This window comes from Pseudomonas sp. AC463 (genome assembly GCF_979253585.1).
Genome location: NZ_CEEDDZ010000004.1, coordinates 78,136 through 95,120, shown reverse-complemented (window position 1 = coordinate 95,120; position 16,985 = coordinate 78,136). Strand labels below are relative to the sequence as shown.

16 protein-coding genes are annotated in these 16,985 nt (G+C 64.9%); all 16 read left to right on the top strand.

The window, feature by feature from the left end:
• Positions 1-14: 14 nt before the first annotated feature.
• On the top strand, positions 15-1,745 hold the full coding sequence (gene gspE / locus AC0IYH_RS06130) for a type II secretion system ATPase GspE (RefSeq protein ID WP_471833323.1): 1,731 nt from the start codon (positions 15-17) through the stop codon (positions 1,743-1,745).
• Positions 1,742-2,944, top strand: coding sequence for a type II secretion system inner membrane protein GspF (gene gspF / locus AC0IYH_RS06125; protein WP_471833321.1), 1,203 nt, complete (start codon positions 1,742-1,744; stop codon positions 2,942-2,944). Before gspE ends, gspF begins: the two co-directional genes overlap by 4 nt.
• Before the next feature lie 20 nt (positions 2,945-2,964).
• Positions 2,965-3,390: a type II secretion system major pseudopilin GspG gene (gene gspG, locus AC0IYH_RS06120; RefSeq protein WP_122773270.1), complete on the top strand. Its 426-nt coding sequence runs from the start codon at positions 2,965-2,967 to the stop codon at positions 3,388-3,390.
• Positions 3,391-3,399: 9 nt separating this feature from the next.
• Positions 3,400-3,831, top strand: a complete 432-nt coding sequence (locus AC0IYH_RS06115) for a type II secretion system protein (RefSeq protein ID WP_116626473.1) — start codon at positions 3,400-3,402, stop codon at positions 3,829-3,831.
• Entirely contained in the window at positions 3,828-4,193 is a 366-nt protein-coding gene (locus tag AC0IYH_RS06110; RefSeq protein WP_471833319.1) for a prepilin-type N-terminal cleavage/methylation domain-containing protein, read from the top strand. The genes AC0IYH_RS06115 and AC0IYH_RS06110 overlap by 4 nt, the downstream gene beginning before the upstream one ends.
• Entirely contained in the window at positions 4,190-4,819 is a 630-nt protein-coding gene (locus tag AC0IYH_RS06105) for a prepilin-type N-terminal cleavage/methylation domain-containing protein (RefSeq protein ID WP_471833317.1), read from the top strand. The genes AC0IYH_RS06110 and AC0IYH_RS06105 overlap by 4 nt, the downstream gene beginning before the upstream one ends.
• Positions 4,816-5,541, top strand: a complete 726-nt coding sequence (locus AC0IYH_RS06100; protein WP_116626476.1) for a general secretion pathway protein GspK — start codon at positions 4,816-4,818, stop codon at positions 5,539-5,541. The genes AC0IYH_RS06105 and AC0IYH_RS06100 overlap by 4 nt, the downstream gene beginning before the upstream one ends.
• Positions 5,538-6,557: a PilN domain-containing protein gene (locus AC0IYH_RS06095; protein WP_471833316.1), complete on the top strand. Its 1,020-nt coding sequence runs from the start codon at positions 5,538-5,540 to the stop codon at positions 6,555-6,557. Before AC0IYH_RS06100 ends, AC0IYH_RS06095 begins: the two co-directional genes overlap by 4 nt.
• Positions 6,532-7,143 (top strand): type II secretion system protein GspM, encoded by a 612-nt coding sequence (gspM, locus tag AC0IYH_RS06090; RefSeq protein ID WP_116626478.1) that lies wholly within the window; start codon positions 6,532-6,534, stop codon positions 7,141-7,143. The genes AC0IYH_RS06095 and gspM overlap by 26 nt, the downstream gene beginning before the upstream one ends.
• Positions 7,140-7,664: a general secretion pathway protein GspN gene (locus AC0IYH_RS06085; RefSeq protein WP_116626479.1), complete on the top strand. Its 525-nt coding sequence runs from the start codon at positions 7,140-7,142 to the stop codon at positions 7,662-7,664. The genes gspM and AC0IYH_RS06085 overlap by 4 nt, the downstream gene beginning before the upstream one ends.
• On the top strand, positions 7,661-9,877 hold the full coding sequence (gene gspD / locus AC0IYH_RS06080; RefSeq protein WP_471833315.1) for a type II secretion system secretin GspD: 2,217 nt from the start codon (positions 7,661-7,663) through the stop codon (positions 9,875-9,877). The genes AC0IYH_RS06085 and gspD overlap by 4 nt, the downstream gene beginning before the upstream one ends.
• A gap of 425 nt (positions 9,878-10,302) precedes the next feature.
• The gene (locus tag AC0IYH_RS06075; protein WP_471833313.1) at positions 10,303-12,696 is read left to right on the top strand and encodes a TonB-dependent receptor plug domain-containing protein; all 2,394 of its coding nucleotides are present in this window, start codon (positions 10,303-10,305) and stop codon (positions 12,694-12,696) included.
• 12 nt (positions 12,697-12,708) lie between these two features.
• Complete coding sequence (locus AC0IYH_RS06070) at positions 12,709-13,674, top strand: amino acid ABC transporter permease (protein WP_471833311.1); 966 nt, start codon at positions 12,709-12,711, stop codon at positions 13,672-13,674.
• Positions 13,667-14,440 (top strand): amino acid ABC transporter ATP-binding protein, encoded by a 774-nt coding sequence (locus AC0IYH_RS06065; RefSeq protein ID WP_455825932.1) that lies wholly within the window; start codon positions 13,667-13,669, stop codon positions 14,438-14,440. Before AC0IYH_RS06070 ends, AC0IYH_RS06065 begins: the two co-directional genes overlap by 8 nt.
• A gap of 18 nt (positions 14,441-14,458) precedes the next feature.
• The gene (locus tag AC0IYH_RS06060; RefSeq protein WP_471833309.1) at positions 14,459-15,382 is read left to right on the top strand and encodes an ABC transporter substrate-binding protein; all 924 of its coding nucleotides are present in this window, start codon (positions 14,459-14,461) and stop codon (positions 15,380-15,382) included.
• A gap of 12 nt (positions 15,383-15,394) precedes the next feature.
• Positions 15,395-16,978 (top strand): flavin monoamine oxidase family protein, encoded by a 1,584-nt coding sequence (locus tag AC0IYH_RS06055; RefSeq protein WP_471833307.1) that lies wholly within the window; start codon positions 15,395-15,397, stop codon positions 16,976-16,978.
• Positions 16,979-16,985: the final 7 nt, after the last annotated feature.

Here is a 16,985-nt window from a genome sequence, read left to right as displayed (position 1 = left end):
TCAGACAGCTGCTCATGCCAAGCCCCTCAACCCCCATCGACGCCTGCCAACTGCATATCCCGCACACCGAACAGGTCTGCGCGTGGCTGATGCAGCACGCCGGCTTGAAAACCGTTGACCTGGAGCGCGCCCGGCGCCTGTCCCAGGAGGGCGGCGACAGCGAATTACTCGGGCTGCTCACGCGCCTGGGGTTGGTTTCCGAAGTCGAACTGGCCCGCGCCTGGGCCGACTTGCTGGGCGCACCGCTGTTGCTGGCGGATGCCGCACCGCCCTTGCTGGACCCGTTACCGGCCTTGACCGAGCGCTTCATGCGTCACTACCAGGTAGTGCCGGTGGGCTGGAGCCAGGGCGGTCTGCGGGTGCTGGCGGCCAACCCGGCGCTGGTGTACCCGTTCCAGGCCATGGCCTATGCCTGCGGCGTGCCGGTGTGGTTGGCCGTGGGCCCGCGCAATGAGGTCGACACCCTGATCGAGCGCTACTACGGCCAGGGCCGCTCGGCCATGGGCACCCTGATCGAAAACCTCGACGAGCAGGGCGGCGCCCTGGAAGACATCGAACACCTGAAGGACATGGCCTCCGAAGCGCCGGTGATTCGCCTGGTCAACCTGATCCTGCAGCGCGCGGTGGAACATCGCGCCTCGGACATCCATATCGAACCGTTCGAAAACCAGCTCAAGGTGCGCTACCGCATCGACGGCGTGCTGCACGAGGCCGAAGCGCCGCCGTCCAGCTCGTCGGCGGCGGTGATTTCGCGGGTGAAGATCATGGCGCGCCTGGACATCGCTGAACGCCGGTTGCCCCAGGACGGGCGCATCATGCTGCGCATCCAGGGCAAGGAGTTGGACTTGCGGGTGTCCACGGTGCCCACCAGTTTCGGCGAGTCGGTGGTGATGCGCCTGCTCGACCGGCAGACCGTGCAGTTCGATTTCCAGAGCCTGGGCTTTGATGGCCAGCGCCTGGAAACTTTCCTGGAAGTGCTCGAACGGCCCCACGGCATCCTGCTGGTCACCGGGCCGACCGGCTCGGGCAAGACCACCACCTTGTACACCGCGCTGTCGCGGCTCAATACCGCCGAGCGCAAGATCATCACCGTCGAAGACCCGGTGGAATACCAGCTGGAGGGCATCAACCAGATCCAGGTCAAGCCCGCCATCGGCCTGGACTTTGCCGGTGCGTTGCGCTCGATCGTGCGCCAGGACCCGGACGTGATCATGATCGGTGAAATCCGCGACCTGGAAACCTGCCGCATCGCCATCCAGTCCTCCCTCACCGGCCACCTGGTGCTCTCCACACTGCACACCAACAGCGCGGCGGCGAGTATCACGCGCTTGCTGGACATGGGCGTGGAAAGCTACCTGATCGCCTCGACGGTCAACGGCATCCTCGCCCAGCGCCTGGTGCGACGCCTGGACCCGGCTACCCGCGAAGCCTTCGAAGCCCCCGCCGAATTGATCGCCGAACACGGCCTGGACCGTTTTACCGACGAGCGCCCGATCATGCTTTACCGCCCCCGCGCCGATGCGCCGGGCGGCGGTTACCACGGCCGCAGCGCAATCACTGAACTGCTGGTGATGAACGACGAACTGCGCAGCCTGCTGATGCGCCAGGCCGACGCCGCGACACTGGAGCAGGCGGCCCGCCGTGGCGGCCTGCGCACCCTGCATGAAGAGGGCCTGCGCCAGGCGGTGGCCGGGGTCACATCGCTGGAAGAAGTGCTGCGCGTCACCCGTGGAGACGGCGCGTGAGCCTGTTCAAATACCGCGCCCTCGACAGCCAGGGCCAGCCACACAACGGCACCCTGGAAGCCAAGGACCAGGACGCCGCCGTCGCCGCGCTGCACAAGCGCGGTTTGTTGTTATTGCACATTGAGGTGGCCGGTGCCCAAGGGCTGCGCAAGGCGTTTGGGCGCGGTCAGTTGAACGGCGCCGCGCTGGTCAGCTTCACCCAGCAACTGGCCACCCTGTTGGGCGCCGGCCAGCCACTGGAACGCTCGCTGGGCATCCTGCTCAAGCAACCCGGCCAACCGCAGACCCGCGCGCTGATCGAGCGCATTCGTGAACACGTCAAGGCCGGGCAGCCCCTGTCCAAGGCGCTGGAAGAAGAGGGCAGCCAGTTCTCGCCGCTGTACTTGAGCATGGTGCGTGCCGGCGAGGCGGGCGGTGCCCTGGAAAACACCCTGCGCCAGCTCAGTGACTACCTCGAACGCAGCCAGCTATTGAGGGGGGAAGTGATCAACGCGCTGATCTATCCGGCGTTTCTGGTGGTCGGCGTGCTCGGTTCGCTGGCGCTGTTGCTGGCGTACGTGGTGCCGCAGTTCGTGCCGATCTTCAAGGACCTGGGCGTGCCGATCCCGTTGATTACCGAAGTGATCCTGGGCCTCGGTCAGTTCCTCGGAGCCTATGGCCTGGCGGTGCTGGCCGGGTTGATCGTGACGGTGTGGACCCTGGCCGCACGCTTGCGCGACCCCCAGCGCCGCGAACGTTATGACCGCCGCGTGTTGCGCATCCGCGTGATCGGCCCGCTGCTGCAACGGGTCGAAGCCGCGCGCCTGGCCCGCACCCTCGGCACCTTGCTGAGCAACGGCGTGGCGCTCCTGCAAGCGCTGGTCATCGCCCGGCAGGTCTGCACCAACCGTGCGCTGCAAGCGCAAGTCGCCCAGGCCGCCGAATCGGTCAAGGGCGGCGGCACCCTGGCCAGCGCCTTTGGCAGCGAGCCGCTGCTGCCGGACCTGGCCCTGCAAATGATTGAAGTCGGCGAACAGGCCGGTGAACTCGACAGCATGCTGCTCAAGGTCGCCGAAGTGTTCGACGTCGAAGCCAAGCGCGGCATCGACCGCCTGCTCGCCGCATTGGTGCCGTCCCTGACCGTGGTCATGGCGGTGCTGGTGGCGGTGATCATGCTGGCGATCATGCTGCCGCTGATGAGCCTCACCAGCAATATATGAACCCTTAAGGAAACCCACCGATGCGCCATACCCGATTCAAGCCCGCCCGCCGCCAGGGCGGGTTTACCCTGCTGGAAATGCTCGCCGTGATCGTGCTGCTGGGCATCGTCGCGACCATCGTGGTGCGCCAGGTCGGCGGCAATGTCGACAAGGGCAAATACGGCGCGGGCAAGGCGCAACTGGCCAGCCTGAGCATGAAAATCGAAAGCTACGGCCTGGATGTCGGCTCGCCGCCCAAGTCTCTCCAGCAACTGGTCGACAAACCGGCCAACAGCGCGGGCTGGGCCGGGCCGTATGCCAAACCGTCGGACCTCAAGGACCCGTTCGGGCATGCCTTCGGCTATCGCTTCCCGGGTGAACATGGCGCCTTCGATTTGATCTTTTACGGCCAGGACGGCCAGCCGGGCGGCGAAGGCTACAGCGCCGACCTGGGCAACTGGGAATAACCCGCGACCATGGCCAAGGCTCAACACGGCTTTACCCTGCTGGAGATGCTGGTGGTGATCGTATTGATCAGCATCGCGGCCGGGTTGGTCGGCTTTGGCCTGCAACAAGGCCTGCGCGCCGCCAAAGAGCGCCAGGCGGTCGGGCAGATCGTCGAGGCGCTGCGCAGCACGCGGGCGCGGGCGATTGTCAGTGGCACCACCGAAAGCACGGTATTTGACCTGCGCAACTTGAGCGTCCAGGCCCCCGGGCGGCCGAAAAGACACTGGCCGGCCGGCTTGCAGGTGACCTTGCACACCGCCGAACAGGCGGGCTCCAGCGTGGCGTTCTATCCCGACGGCAGCTCCACCGGCGGCAACCTGTTGTTGGCCAACGGCAGCCGGCGCTGGCGCATCGATATTGGCTGGCTGACCGGCAGCGTGCAGTCCAAGGCCTTGCCATGAAACATCCACAAGGCGGTTTCACCCTGTTGGAAATGCTCGCCGCGCTGGTGCTGATGGCGATTTGCAGCACCGTGTTGCTGGTCGCCTTCGGCCAGAGCGCGCGCTCGCTCCTGCAGGTGGCCCACAGCGACCGGCTCACCCATGCCGCGTTGAGCGTAATGGATCAGGAGGGCGCGGGGCCGTTGCAGAGCAGCACGCGCCAGGGCGAGATCGACGGCATTGCCTGGCAATTGCGCATTGCTCAACAACCCAGCCGGGTCGGCCAGGCGCACCTGTTTCGCCTCGACCTCACCGTGCGCGACGGCCCGCGCCAGGCGCAGTTCAGCACCTTGAAACTGCGTGCCGCCGGGGCCGGTTTGTGAAGCGGCGTCAGCAGGGGTTTACCTTGCTCGAAATCATGATCGTGCTGAGCCTGCTGGGCGTGTTGCTGGTGCTGGTCGGCGGCGCGCTGCTGGGGGCCAATCGTGCGGTGCTCAAGGCCCAGCGTTACACGGTCAGCCTGGATGAAATGCGCGCCGCGCAGCAGTTTTTGCGCACCTCGATCAGTGAGGCGTTGCCCCTGGATGTGACCGAGGACGACAGCCAGGTCGATGGCTTTTTCGCCGGTGGCCCGCAGCGCATGCAATTCGTTGCGACCTTGCCCGGTGTACTCGGCGGCGGGATTCAGCGCTTCACCTTGCAACTGACCGGGCCTGAGGCGTCGCGCGACTTGCAGGTGGCGTTCGCGCGGTTTGAGTCTTCGGCGCAGGTCAGCGTGCCGGCGTCACGCAGTGAGCCGCAGGTGTTGCTCAAGGGCGTCGAAGACCTGCAATTGAGCTATCGCGGCGTGTCGCCCAAGGGCCAGGCCACCGGCTGGATCAGCGTGTGGCCGTGGACCAAGCGCTTGCCCTACGCGGTGCGGATCGCCGCCCGTGTGAATGGGCCGGTGCCCTGGGTCACGCAAGTGGTTGCCCTGCGCCTGAACCTGTCCGGCGGGGCGCCCGAATGATCAAGCATCAACGCGGTGTGGCGCTGTTGCTGGTGCTGTGGGTGCTGGCCTTGCTCAGCCTGCTGCTCGGTGGCCTGGCCGGCTGGGTGCAACTGGAAACCCGCCAGGCCGCCTGGCATCGTCAGCACACCCAGGCCGTGCTGGCGGCCGAGGCAGGCGTGGCGCTGGCCATGCAGGCGCTGGCGGACCCGTTGCAGCGTAAACAGTGGGTTGCGGACGGGCGTGAAATCGCGCTGCAGTTCGACGACGCGCAGTTGCACGTCAGCCTGCGCAGCGAGCGCGGCAAGTTGTATTTGAACAGCGCCGAGGTCGCCGACTTCGCGCGCCTGGCCCTGGCCTGTGGCGCCAGCCAGGCCCAGGCCAACCAACTCGCCAGGGACCTGGAAGTACGTCGCAACCAGGGCCTGGCACCGTTTCGGGTGGTGGAAGAAGTGCGGCAACTGCCGGGCATGACCCAGGCGCTGTACAGCGCGTTGGTAGCGGAAATCAGCCTGTGGAGCGGCCTGGACCGCCCCGATCCGGCCTTCGCCAGCCCGTTGATGCGCCGTGCACTCAACCTGCCGCACCAAAGCGCGGTCGGCGCAGACCCCGGCGAAGTGCTGGTGGTCAACAGCCGCGCGCAACGCCCCGGTGGTTACCACGCCGAGCTGCAAACCACGGTTTTATTGAGCCCCGCGCAAGGCAGCGCACAACCTTATCGAGTCTTACGTTGGCAAGAATGAATAAATACCTGCAGCCCGCGTTGCAGCGCTGGCACGGCAGCCTGCTGCAACAGGGCTGGCGGCTGTGGCTCAAGGAGTTGCGCGGCTGCTTGCCGGCATGGTTGTCGTTCGCTGATATCCCCGAGCATGTCTATGCCTGGCCGTTGACTGCGCCGGTGGAAAAACTCGCCGGCGAAGTGCGCCAGGTGTTGCTGCTCGCGCCCGATGCGGTGCTGGTACAAACCCTGCAACTGCCCCCGGCCGCCGCGCGCAACCTGTCGGCAGTGGTGGGTTACGAACTCGATCGTTTCACCCCTTTCGACGCCGCCCAACTGTACTTCGTCGCGCGCCAGGAGCGCCGCACGCCTGCGCACTTGCAGGTGACACTGGTGGCGATCCTGCGCGAACGCCTCGACCAGATCCTCACCGACTGCGCCGCCCTCGGCCTGCAGCCCCATGCTGTGGATGTGGACGGCGGTGGGGGCCAGCCCATGGGCATCGACTTGCTGCCCGCACCGCTGCGGCCACGCCAGCGCCCGCCGGGCAAGGGCTTGCAACGCAGCCTGCCGTGGCTCTGCGGCGCCTTGCTGATCGCCGCCATGCTGCTGTGGCTCAACGACCGCCAGCGCGTGCTCGACGCCATGCAGCACAGCGTTCAGGCGCAACGGGCGCAGGTCGCCGAGGTCCAGGCCTTGCGCCAGCAACTGCTCAACACCCGTGGCGCCGCGCAGTACTTGATCCGCCGCAAAGCCGCTCAACCGCCGTTGGCGGCGCTGCTCAACGAACTGACCGCCTGCCTGCCGCCCGACACCTGGATCGACCAGTTGGAAGTCAACGACGGCGCCGACGTGTCCTTCTCCGGGCAAAGCGCCAAGGCCAGTGCGCTGATTACCCGCATCAAAGGCTGCCACAGCCTGGAAAACGCCCAGTTCGAAGGGGTGATTCAACCCGACGCGCAAACCGGCAAGGATCAGTTTTCCTTGCGCGCCCACCTGCACCAGGAGGCCGCCGATGCGCCGACCACTGACACCCCGTGAACGCCGTGGCGCCGCCTTGATCATCCTGGCGCTGGTGCTTGGCGCCGGTTACTGGCTGTTGATCGACAGCTGGTTCGCCGGCCCCCTGCGCGCCATGGGCGAGCAGGCCGAGCAGTTGCGCGAACAACAGCAACGCTACGCCGGCGTGTTGCGCCAGGGCGACAGCCTGCGCGAACAACTCGAGCAAGCCCGCCAGGACCCGGCCAGCAGCACCAGCCTGTTGCCCGGCGATGATCCCAGCGCGGTGGCGGCCGACCTGATGCAACGCATCGCCGACCTGATCAACAGCCGCGCCGGCCTCGGTGGCGGTTGCAGCCTGACCCAGCGCATGCCCATCACCCCGGAGCAGGACGACGCCGAGCCGTATCGCCAGGTCAAGGTCAGCCTCACGCTCAACTGCGCCATCGAACCCTTGACCGCGATCCTGCATGAACTGGAGTACCAGCGGCCGTTTTTGTTTGTGGATGAGATGAGCATTCGTCGCCCGCCAGACGCCCCCGCCAGTGGCGGTGCCGGCAAACTTGTGGTGCACCTGCTGGTGCGCGGTTACTTGCAACCGGCCGGCGCGAAGCAGGTGGCCCGATGATCAATGCATTGCGCCCCCTGGAATGGGGATTGCTCGGCTTATCCGCCGCGTTGGGGGTATTGATGCTGGGCATTTTGAGCAGCATCGGCGATGCGCCGCAGTGGCTGCCCGCGCCGGCTCCCGATGCGCGCGCCAACACGACCGCCAAGGTGTTGTCGGCACCAACCGCGACCCTGGAAAGTTTGGCCGGCACCTGGCAGGCGCCGCTGTTCAGCCCCGACCGCAGCCCTGATCGTGCGGTCGGCCAAGCGGCCGTCTCGGCACTGTCGAGCCTGACGCTGACCGGCATCGTCCTCGACGGTGACCTGCGCGTCGCACTGCTCAAACGCGCGGATGGCCCACCGCTGAAAGTCCACCAGGACCAGACCCTGCCCAATGGCTGGCGCCTGGAACACCTCACACCCCGCGATGCCCGCTTTGTCCTCGACGGCCGCACGCAAACCCTCAGCCTGCGCGGCCTGCGTTTACCGGCGCCGTCCACTGCACCCCCGATTACCCTTCCTCACGAGTCCGTCCCTTGATCGATACATTCCCCGGCGCTTTGCGCACCACCGTGCTGTGCCTGGCTACCGCTGTTTCCCTCGGCGGCTGCGGGACATTCCCCGACCACCTCGACCCGGACGAAGCCCTGTTGCACGAGGCGATGCAAGGCACCGGCTCACAACGCCCGCCGGTGGACCCGGCCAGCGAGCAGGCGCCGCTCGACACTGCCCAACCCCAGGCGAAGACACCGCCGCAACGCCAATTGATTCGCGGCAACCAGCAGTTCGTGCGCCCACCGGCAGCGGCGCCTGCCGCCAGGGAGGAGGGCGGTGGCGACATCGTGTTCAACTTCGCCGACCAGCCGATCGAAGCGGTGATCAACAGTGTGATGGGCGACCTGCTGCACGAGAACTACAGCATCGCCCAGGGCGTGAAAGGCAACGTCAGCTTCTCCACCTCCAAACCGGTGAACAAGCAGCAGGCCCTGTCGATTCTGGAGACCCTGCTGTCCTGGACCGACAACGCCATGATCAAGCAGGGCAACCGCTATGTGATCCTGCCGGCCGGCCAGGCGGTGGCGGGCAAGCTGGTGCCGGAGATGCGTGTGTCGCAGCCGTCCAGCGGCTTGTCGGCGCGGCTTTTTCCGCTGCGCTATATCTCGGCCACCGAGATGCAGAAACTGCTCAAACCGTTCGCCCGCGAAAACGCGTTTTTGCTGGTGGACCCGGCGCGCAATGTGCTGAGCCTGGCCGGTACGCCGGAGGAGCTGGCCAACTATCAGGACACCATCGACACCTTCGATGTGGACTGGCTCAAAGGCATGTCTGTCGGGGTGTTCGGCCTGCAACGCGCCTCGGTCGCCGAGCTGATGCCCGAGCTGCAAAAGATGTTCGGCCCCGACAGCGGCATGCCCCTGGCGGGCATGGTGCGTTTTCTGCCGATCGAGCGGACCAACTCGGTGGTGGCGATCTCGTCGCAGCCGCAGTACCTGAGTGAAGTCGGTGACTGGATCCACACCATCGACGAAGGCGGCGGCAACGAGCCGCAGATGTATGTGTACGACGTGCGCAACATGAAGGCCACTGACCTCGCCAAGTACCTGCGGCAGATCTACGGCACCGGCGCGATCAAGGACGACACCCCGGCCAAGGTCGCCCCCGGTTTGCGCACCGCCACCCTGTCGTCGCCCGGCACCAACAGCACCTCCGGCAGCACGCCGGGCGGCTTGAGCAATAACCTCAATAACAACCAGCCTGCCGCCGAGGATGAGGAGCAGGAACCGCAAGCCGAGGACAGCGCCGAGCAAGACGCCACCGAAGGCGCCCCGGCCAAAAGCCTCGACGCCGGCACCCGCATCACCGCGCAAAAAAGCAGTAACCAACTGCTGGTGCGCACGCGCCCGGTGCAGTGGAAGGAAATCGAATCGGCGATCAAACGCCTCGATAATCCGCCTCTGCAAGTGCAGATCGAAACACGCATCCTCGAAGTCAAACTCACCGGTGAACTGGACCTTGGCGTGCAATGGTACCTGGGCCGCCTGGCGGGTAATTCCACCAGCACCACCGTGGCCAACGCCTCCGGCAGCCAAGGCGCGTTGGGCGGCGGCGGGGCAGGGCTGGGCGCGGATTCGTTGTTCTATTCGTTTGTCAGCTCCAACCTGCAAGTGGCCTTGCACGCGCTGGAAACCAACGGCCGCACCCAGGTGCTGTCGGCGCCGTCGCTGGTGGTGATGAACAACCAACCGGCGCAGATTCAGGTGGGGGACAACATTCCCATCAGCCAGACCACGGTGAATACCGGCACCTCCGACACCACGTTGAGCAGTGTTGAGTATGTGCAGACCGGGGTGATTCTGGATGTGGTGCCGCGGATCAATCCGGGTGGGTTGGTGTATATGGATATTCAGCAACAGGTCAGTGATGCGCAGGATCAGGCGTCGTCGAGTAATGACACACAGAATAATCCGCGTATTTCTACGCGCTCGGTGTCGACGCAGGTGGCGGTGCAGAGTGGGCAGACGGTGTTGCTGGGGGGGTTGATCAAGCAGGACAACGCGGAGTCGGTGAGTGCGGTGCCGTATCTGGGGAAGATTCCGGGGTTGCGGTGGCTGTTTGGGAATACCAGTAAGTCCAAGGACCGGACCGAGTTGATTGTGCTTATTACGCCGAGGGTGATTACCAGTAGCAGCCAGGCGCGGCAGGTGACGGATGATTATCGCCAGCAGATGCAGCTGTTGAAGCCGGCTAACTGAAGGAGCGTGGTTAAAAATGTGGGAGGGGGCTTGCTCCCGATAGTGGTCTTTTGGTGTACATATCCGTTGTTTAGGTAACGGATATGCACCCATAAAAAATCAAACATATGAATAACAACTCAAATAAATAATGAAATTCAGGAATATTAGCTTATGCCCAAATAGCATTATATTTCCCAAACCCATTCCGTTATGTTTGATCGCAACAGCCTACCCCTGACCTCGGATGGTACCAATCTAGATTCGGATTCTGCGCTGCCAACCCCGCAGCAGAATCGTTGGAAGGGAGTTCAACGTATGTTGCCAATTCAAACCCCGCGCCACACCTAGCTCCAAATCGCCGCAACACCCACTAACCCCCCCGGAGCACCGCGCACGACCGCGTGCCTGCCCGACTTCGCGATTTGGAAAAGCTGGGAACGCCTATGAAACACGTCTTGAAACCCATCGCCGCACTAACCCTGGCCCTGCTGGCCAACGCCGCCCAGGCCCAGGACGACAGCACCCTGTCCACCGTGGTGGTCACCGGCAACCGTGGCGCCGAGCAGCGCACCGTCACCAGCAGCCCGGTGCCGATCGATGTGGTCAGCGCCAAGCAACTGCAAAGCACCGGCAAGCCCGGTTTGATGGAAGCCCTGAGCGCGGTGATCCCGTCGCTGACCCTGCCGGAAAAAACCGGTTGGGACGCCAGCGGCATCGCCCGCGCCCCCAACCTGCGCGGCATGAGCGCCGCCGAAGTGCTGGTGCTGGTCAATGGCAAGCGCCGTCACACCGCCGCGACCTTGAACATCAACGGCATCAACACCGGCGCCGCGCCGGCCGACCTCGATTTGATCCCCATCAGCGCCATCGACCATGTGGAAGTCCTGCGCGATGGCGCCGCGGCCCAGTACGGCTCGGATGCCATCGCCGGGGTGATCAACGTGATCCTCAAGGCCGACACCAGCGGCACCTCGGTAACCAACGCCGGCATCGGCTATGACGGCAAGAAACAGACTGTGCAGCAAAGCCTCAACAAGGGCTTCGAAATCGGCAACGGCGGCATCGTGCAGTTGGCGCTGGATGCGCGTAGCCAGAACGATGACAACAAGGCCAGCGCCAACGGCTACACCTACGCCCAGGCCTACGAGCAGGCCGGGCGCTCCACCTACGGCGGCTACGGCACGCCCAAGACCAACCTGCTGACCCTGGGCTACAACGCCGAGCTGCCGATCGACGACAGTTTCAGCCTGTATTCCTTCACCACCTATTCGCGGCGCAAGGCCGAGCAGGGCCAGAATTTCCGCCTGCCGACCATCACCAACACCATCACCACCGGGCCCAACGGTTACCCCGGTGGCTATACGCCGACCTGGTTTATCGACGAGGACGATTTCCAGGCCGCGTTCGGCGGCAAAGGCACGCTCGGCGAGTGGGACTGGGACTTGTCCACCACCTACGGGCGCAACGACGCGGAGCAAGGCACCACCCATAACCAGAACCCGTCGCTGGGCGAGGCCACGCCGAATCACTTCACTTCCGGCACGTGGATTTCCACCGAGCTGACCACCAACCTCGACTTCAAGCGCGGCTTCGACATCGGCCTGCAAAAGCCGTTAGACCTCAGCTACGGCTTCGAGCATCGGCGCGACACCTATGAGGTGCAGGCCGGTGACTATGAGTCCTATGCCAACGGCGGCTACTGCGTGGCGCCGGGCAACTGCGCATCCAGCGGCGCGCAGGTCACCAACGGCATTTCGCCGGATGAAGAAAGCAGCGCCTCGCGCAACAGCCTGGCCAGTTACGTGGACGTCGGGTTCAACCCGGTGCCCGACTGGTACGTGGGCACCGCGTTTCGCTACGAGCATTACAACGAGGGCGTGGGCGCTACCCGCAGCGGCAAGCTGACCACTCGCTACGACTTCAACCCGCAATTCGCCGTGCGCGCCACCGTCAGCAATGGCTTCCGTGCGCCGTCCCTGGCCAACAGCCTGTTCAGTGCGCGCTCGACCACTTATGGCGTGGTGAATGGGGTGTATCAGTCGATCAACTACGGCGTGCTGCCGGTGGGGTCGGGCGCCGCCCAAGCCCTCGGCGCCCAGGAACTCAAGCCCGAGCGCTCGACCAACTTCAGCCTCGGTTTCACCCTCACGCCTACTGATCGCCTGAACTTCACCGCCGACGCCTACGTGATCAACCTGCGTGACCGCATCACCCTGACCGGCACCTTGCTCGGCCCGGAAATCACCCAGGTGCTGCAAGGCAATGGCATCACTTCCACCTCCGGCGGGCAGTACTTCATCAACGGTGCCGACACCCGCACCAAGGGCCTCGACTTGGTCGGCAACTACAACCAGGACCTGGGCCAATATGGCGCGCTGAAGTGGACGGCGGCGTTCAACTGGAACCAGACCAAAATCCTCAACTACAAGGAATCCACCACGATCCTTGGCACCGCCTACGACCTGATGGACCGCCAGGCGCGCAACCTGATCACCGGCGTGCAGCCCAGCACCAAGCTGATCCTCGGTGGCGACTGGAGCATTGATCGCTTCAATCTCAACCTGGCCCTGACCCGCTACGGCTCCTACAAAGAGGTCAACGTCTCCGACGACCGCAGCCTCGACCGGGTCTACAGCGCCAAATGGATCACCGACCTCGACCTTGGCTACAACCTCACCAAAGACCTCAACGTGGCCATCGGCGCCAAGAACCTGTTCGACGTCTACCCGAAAAAACAAGGCGTGCCCAGCAGCACCATGGTCAGCAGCTACGGCACCTATTCGCCCTACGGTTTTACCGGCGGGTACTACTACACCCGGCTGACTTACGCCTTTTAAGAGGACTAAAACATGCCCATCGTCGCCAAATCCTATGACCTGATCGACCCGCCCAGCGCGGTTCGCCAGGCCCGTGTCTCCACACCGATCACGGCCCTGCAAGTGGTGCCCGCCCGGCACCCCTGGCGCTGGGCCGGGTCGATCTTCGCCGCGCTGGTGCTGCTGACCATCGTGCACTCCCTGGCCACCAACCCGCGTTGGGAATGGGGCGTGTTCGGCCAGTGGTTCTTCTCGCCGTCGGTGCTGTGCGGCCTTGGCCAGACGTTGTTGCTGACCCTGCTGAGTACGGTGTTCAGCATCATCCTCGGCACCGCGCTGGCGTTAGCGCGGCTGTCGGGCTCGCCGCTGCTGGCGGCCCTGGCCTGGGGTTATATCTGGTTTTTCCGCTCGATGCCGGCGCTGCTGGTGCTGATCATCCTCTACAACTTCGCCTACCTGTACGACCACATCGTGGTCGGTGTGCCGTTCACCAGCCTGGTGTTCGCCGAGTGGTCGACGGTGGATGTGCTCAGCCAATTCACCGTGGCCGTGCTGGGCTTGAGCCTCATGCAGGCAGCCTACGCGGCAGAGATCATTCGCGGCGGCCTGATCGGCGTGGACGCCGGCCAGCACGAAGCGGCGGCGGCCCTCGGTTTGCCGGCCTCGCGCCGCATCTTCCGGATCATCCTGCCCCAGGCGCTGCGCTCGATCCTGCCGTCGGGGTTCAACGAGATCATCGGCCTGGTCAAGGGCACCTCAATCGTCTACGTGCTGGCGCTGCCGGAGCTGTTCTACACCGTGCAGGTCATCTACAACCGCACCCAGGCGGTGATCCCGCTGCTGATCGTGGCCACCGTGTGGTACCTGATCATCACCACGGTGCTGACCAGCGCGCAGTACTACGTCGAGCGCTATTTTGCGCGGGGCACGGCGCGGGTGCTGCCACCCACACCGTTGCAACGTCTGCGCGGCTGGCTCAAGGAGAAAACCCATGGGTGAAGCACGCGCCGGGCGCATTCAAATCCAGGGCGTGGGCAAGCGCTTTGGCAACCAGCAGGTGCTCAAAGACATCGACCTGACCATCGACCCGGGCAAGGTTACGGTGATTCTCGGGCCGTCCGGCTCGGGCAAATCCACCTTGCTGCGCACCATCAATCACCTGGAAAAAATCGACAGCGGCCACATCACCATCGACGGTGAATACGTCGGCTATCGACGCAAGGGTGACCTGCTGTACGAACTCAAGGAACGCGAGATTCTCAAGCGCCGTATCGACGTGGGTTTCGTGTTCCAGAACTTCAACCTGTTCCCGCATCTCACCGCCTGGGAAAACGTCGCCGAAGCGCCGCTGGCGCACAAGCGCTGGAGCAAGGCCGAGGCCCAAGCCAAGGCCGGCGAGCTGCTGGCCAAGGTCGGCCTGGCAGACAAAGTCGACGCCTACCCGCGCCAGCTCTCCGGCGGCCAGCAGCAACGCGTCGCCATCGCCCGCGCCCTGGCGCTGGACCCGAAAGTGTTGCTGTTCGATGAGCCTACCTCGGCCCTCGACCCGGAGCTGGTGGGCGAAGTCCTCGACGTGATCAAGGGCCTGACCCAGCTGGGTGTGACCTTGGTGATCGTCACCCACGAGATCGGTTTTGCCCGCGAGGTCGCCGACCACGTGGTGTTCCTCTGCGACGGCCAACTGATCGAAGAGGGCCCGCCCGAACAGATTTTCCGCCAACCCCGACATCCCCGCACCGTGGCCTTTCTCGGCAAGGTGCTTTAGTTAACGGAGTGACTGCCCATGTTTATCTCTACCGCTCGCATCGCCCTGCTGGCACTTGCCGTCAGCACCGCGCAACAGGCGTTCGCCGTGCAACAGGTCGACCTCAGCCCCGACCGCGTGCGCATCCATGTGCCGCGCAACGAGGCGGCCATCGCGCAGATCCCGCCGGGCTTCAAGTTCGCCCAGCCGGGCAAGTTCACCGTGGCCGTGTCCGGCGTGGCCGGGCCGCCGCTGGCGCTGCTGGCCAATGACGACAAGACCACCATCGGCAGCGAAGCCGACACCGCGCAGCTGGTGGCCGACAGCCTCGGCCTGCAGCTCAACGTGGTGCAGACCAGCTGGGAGGATTGGCCCCTGGGCGTCAGCTCGGGCAAGTACGACGCGGTGATCAGCAACGTCACCGTGACCGAGGCGCGCAAGAAGCGCTTTGACTTCGCCACTTATCGCCAGGATGTGCTCGGCTTTTACGTCAAGAGCACCAGCAAGATTACCGAGCTCAAACAGGCACCCGACATCGCCGGGCTGAAGATCATTGTCGGCTCCGGCACCAACCAGGAAAAAGTCCTGCTGGCCTGGAACGAGGCGAATGAAAAGGCCGGCCTCAAACCGGCACTGTTGCAGTACTTCGACGACCAGGCCGCCGCGCAACTGGCGGTGCAGTCGGGGCGCAGCGATGCGCTGTTCGGGCCCAACTCGGTGTACGCCTATTCCGCCGCGATCACCGGCGGCATCAAGCGTGTCGGCACCGTCAACGGCGGCTGGCCGTTGCAGGCGGATATCGCCGTGACCACGCGCAAGGACAACGGCCTGGTCAAGCCGATCCACACCGCTCTGGAAGGCGCGATTGCCGGCGGTCAATACGAGCAGGTGCTGCAACGCTGGGGCCTGGACGTGGAGCGCGTCGACAAGTCGCTGATCAACCCACCGGGCCTGCCGGATTAAGGAGTACTTCACATGGCACTGACACGACGTGAAGCGCTGTCCAGCATCGCTGCGGTGGGCGGCGAAAAAGCGGTGAAGGACGCGCTGGCGGTATTGGGGTTGGGGCCGTCGTCACACCGACGCCCGCAACCGCTCAAACTCAAGGATGGCCTGGGGCAGGGCACCCGCGTGCTGGTGCTCGGCGCCGGGATCGCCGGGCTGGTCACCGCCCTGGAACTGACCCGCGCCGGCTTCAGCGTGCAAGTACTGGAAGCCCGCGAGCGCGTGGGCGGCCGCACCTGGACCCTGCGCAACGGCGACCGCGTGGACTACAAGGACGGCCGCTCGCAAACCGTGGCCTTCGACCCGGGCCTGTATTTCAACGCCGGCCCAGCGCGGATTCCCAGCCAGCACCGCACGATTCTCGACTATTGCAGTGAGCTTGGGGTGCCCCTGGAAGTGCTGGTCAACAGCAGCCATGGCGCCCAGGTGCGCCCGGATGTGAACCTGCCGGCGTTCAGCGTCGGCCAGGCGATCAACGATGCGCGCGGGCATTTGTCCGGGTTGCTGGCCAAAGCCGTGCAACGCGATGCCCTCGACGATGTGTTGAGTGCTGAGGAGCGCACGCGCTTGCTGGCGTTTTTGCAGGTGTACGGCGACCTGTCCCAGGAGCTGGCCTTTGAAGGCACGATTCGCTCCGGGCACCTGGAATCCGCCGCGCACCCGGGCGCCTTGCCTGCCGCGCGCAGTCCGATGGCGCTGGACCAATTGCTGCATCCGGAGCTGTGGGGCGCGTTGCTGCACACCGAATTCCCGGAATTCTCGGCGACCATGTTCCAGCCGGTCGGCGGCATGGACCGCATCACCGACGCCTTCTACCAGCGCGTGCGTGACCACGTGCAACTGGGTGCCCAAGTGCGGCAGATTCGCCAATTGGAAGACGGCGTGGCGGTGACCTATCACGACCAACGCAGCGGCCGCGAGCAGGTGGTGCGCGCCGACTACCTGGTTTCGACCTTGCCGCTGCCCTTGCTGGCCAAGCTCGACACCGATTTCAGCGACCCAATCAAAGCGGCCTTGCGCAGCACCCGCAGCGACCAGGCAACCAAGGTGGCGTGGCAGTCTCCGCGCTTCTGGGAAACCGATTACCGCACCTATGGCGGCCTGTCCTGGATAGAGCACCCGGCGCGCCTGCTCTGGTACCCGAGCAACGACCTCAACACCCGCGAGGGCCTGCTGGTGGCGGGCTACGTGACCGGGGAGGGCGCCGACCGGTTTGGCGCCAAACCTTTTGCCGAGCAATACGCCACGTCCAAAGAGGCTGTGGAGCTGTTGCATCCGGGTTACTCCAAACACCTGCGCAACCCGCTGGCCGTGGCCTGGGAACAGATCCCCTACAGCGAGGGCCCGTGGTTGCAACGCGAACATTTCCCGGCCGACGCCAGCAGCCTGCTCGAAGCCGGCCACGGTCGCGTGTACTTCGCCGGCGATGGCCTGGTGCAAAGCGGTGTGGGCATCTGGCAGGAATCGGCAGCCAACTCGGCGCGGCATGTGGTGGCGCAATTGGCTGAGCGCGTTACCCAGCAAAGCTATCTTGCGGCCGTGGCCGCGTCTTAAGGAGATT

Coding starts and splice junctions, on each gene's coding strand:
- gspE (WP_471833323.1), top strand. CDS start 15: ATGCCAAGCCCCTCAACCCCCATCGACGCCTGCCAACTGCATATCCCG.
- gspG (WP_122773270.1), top strand. CDS start 2,965: ATGCGCCATACCCGATTCAAGCCCGCCCGCCGCCAGGGCGGGTTTACC.
- AC0IYH_RS06115 (WP_116626473.1), top strand. CDS start 3,400: ATGGCCAAGGCTCAACACGGCTTTACCCTGCTGGAGATGCTGGTGGTG.
- AC0IYH_RS06110 (WP_471833319.1), top strand. CDS start 3,828: ATGAAACATCCACAAGGCGGTTTCACCCTGTTGGAAATGCTCGCCGCG.
- AC0IYH_RS06100 (WP_116626476.1), top strand. CDS start 4,816: ATGATCAAGCATCAACGCGGTGTGGCGCTGTTGCTGGTGCTGTGGGTG.
- AC0IYH_RS06095 (WP_471833316.1), top strand. CDS start 5,538: ATGAATAAATACCTGCAGCCCGCGTTGCAGCGCTGGCACGGCAGCCTG.
- gspM (WP_116626478.1), top strand. CDS start 6,532: ATGCGCCGACCACTGACACCCCGTGAACGCCGTGGCGCCGCCTTGATC.
- AC0IYH_RS06085 (WP_116626479.1), top strand. CDS start 7,140: ATGATCAATGCATTGCGCCCCCTGGAATGGGGATTGCTCGGCTTATCC.
- AC0IYH_RS06075 (WP_471833313.1), top strand. CDS start 10,303: ATGAAACACGTCTTGAAACCCATCGCCGCACTAACCCTGGCCCTGCTG.
- AC0IYH_RS06070 (WP_471833311.1), top strand. CDS start 12,709: ATGCCCATCGTCGCCAAATCCTATGACCTGATCGACCCGCCCAGCGCG.
- AC0IYH_RS06065 (WP_455825932.1), top strand. CDS start 13,667: ATGGGTGAAGCACGCGCCGGGCGCATTCAAATCCAGGGCGTGGGCAAG.
- AC0IYH_RS06060 (WP_471833309.1), top strand. CDS start 14,459: ATGTTTATCTCTACCGCTCGCATCGCCCTGCTGGCACTTGCCGTCAGC.
- AC0IYH_RS06055 (WP_471833307.1), top strand. CDS start 15,395: ATGGCACTGACACGACGTGAAGCGCTGTCCAGCATCGCTGCGGTGGGC.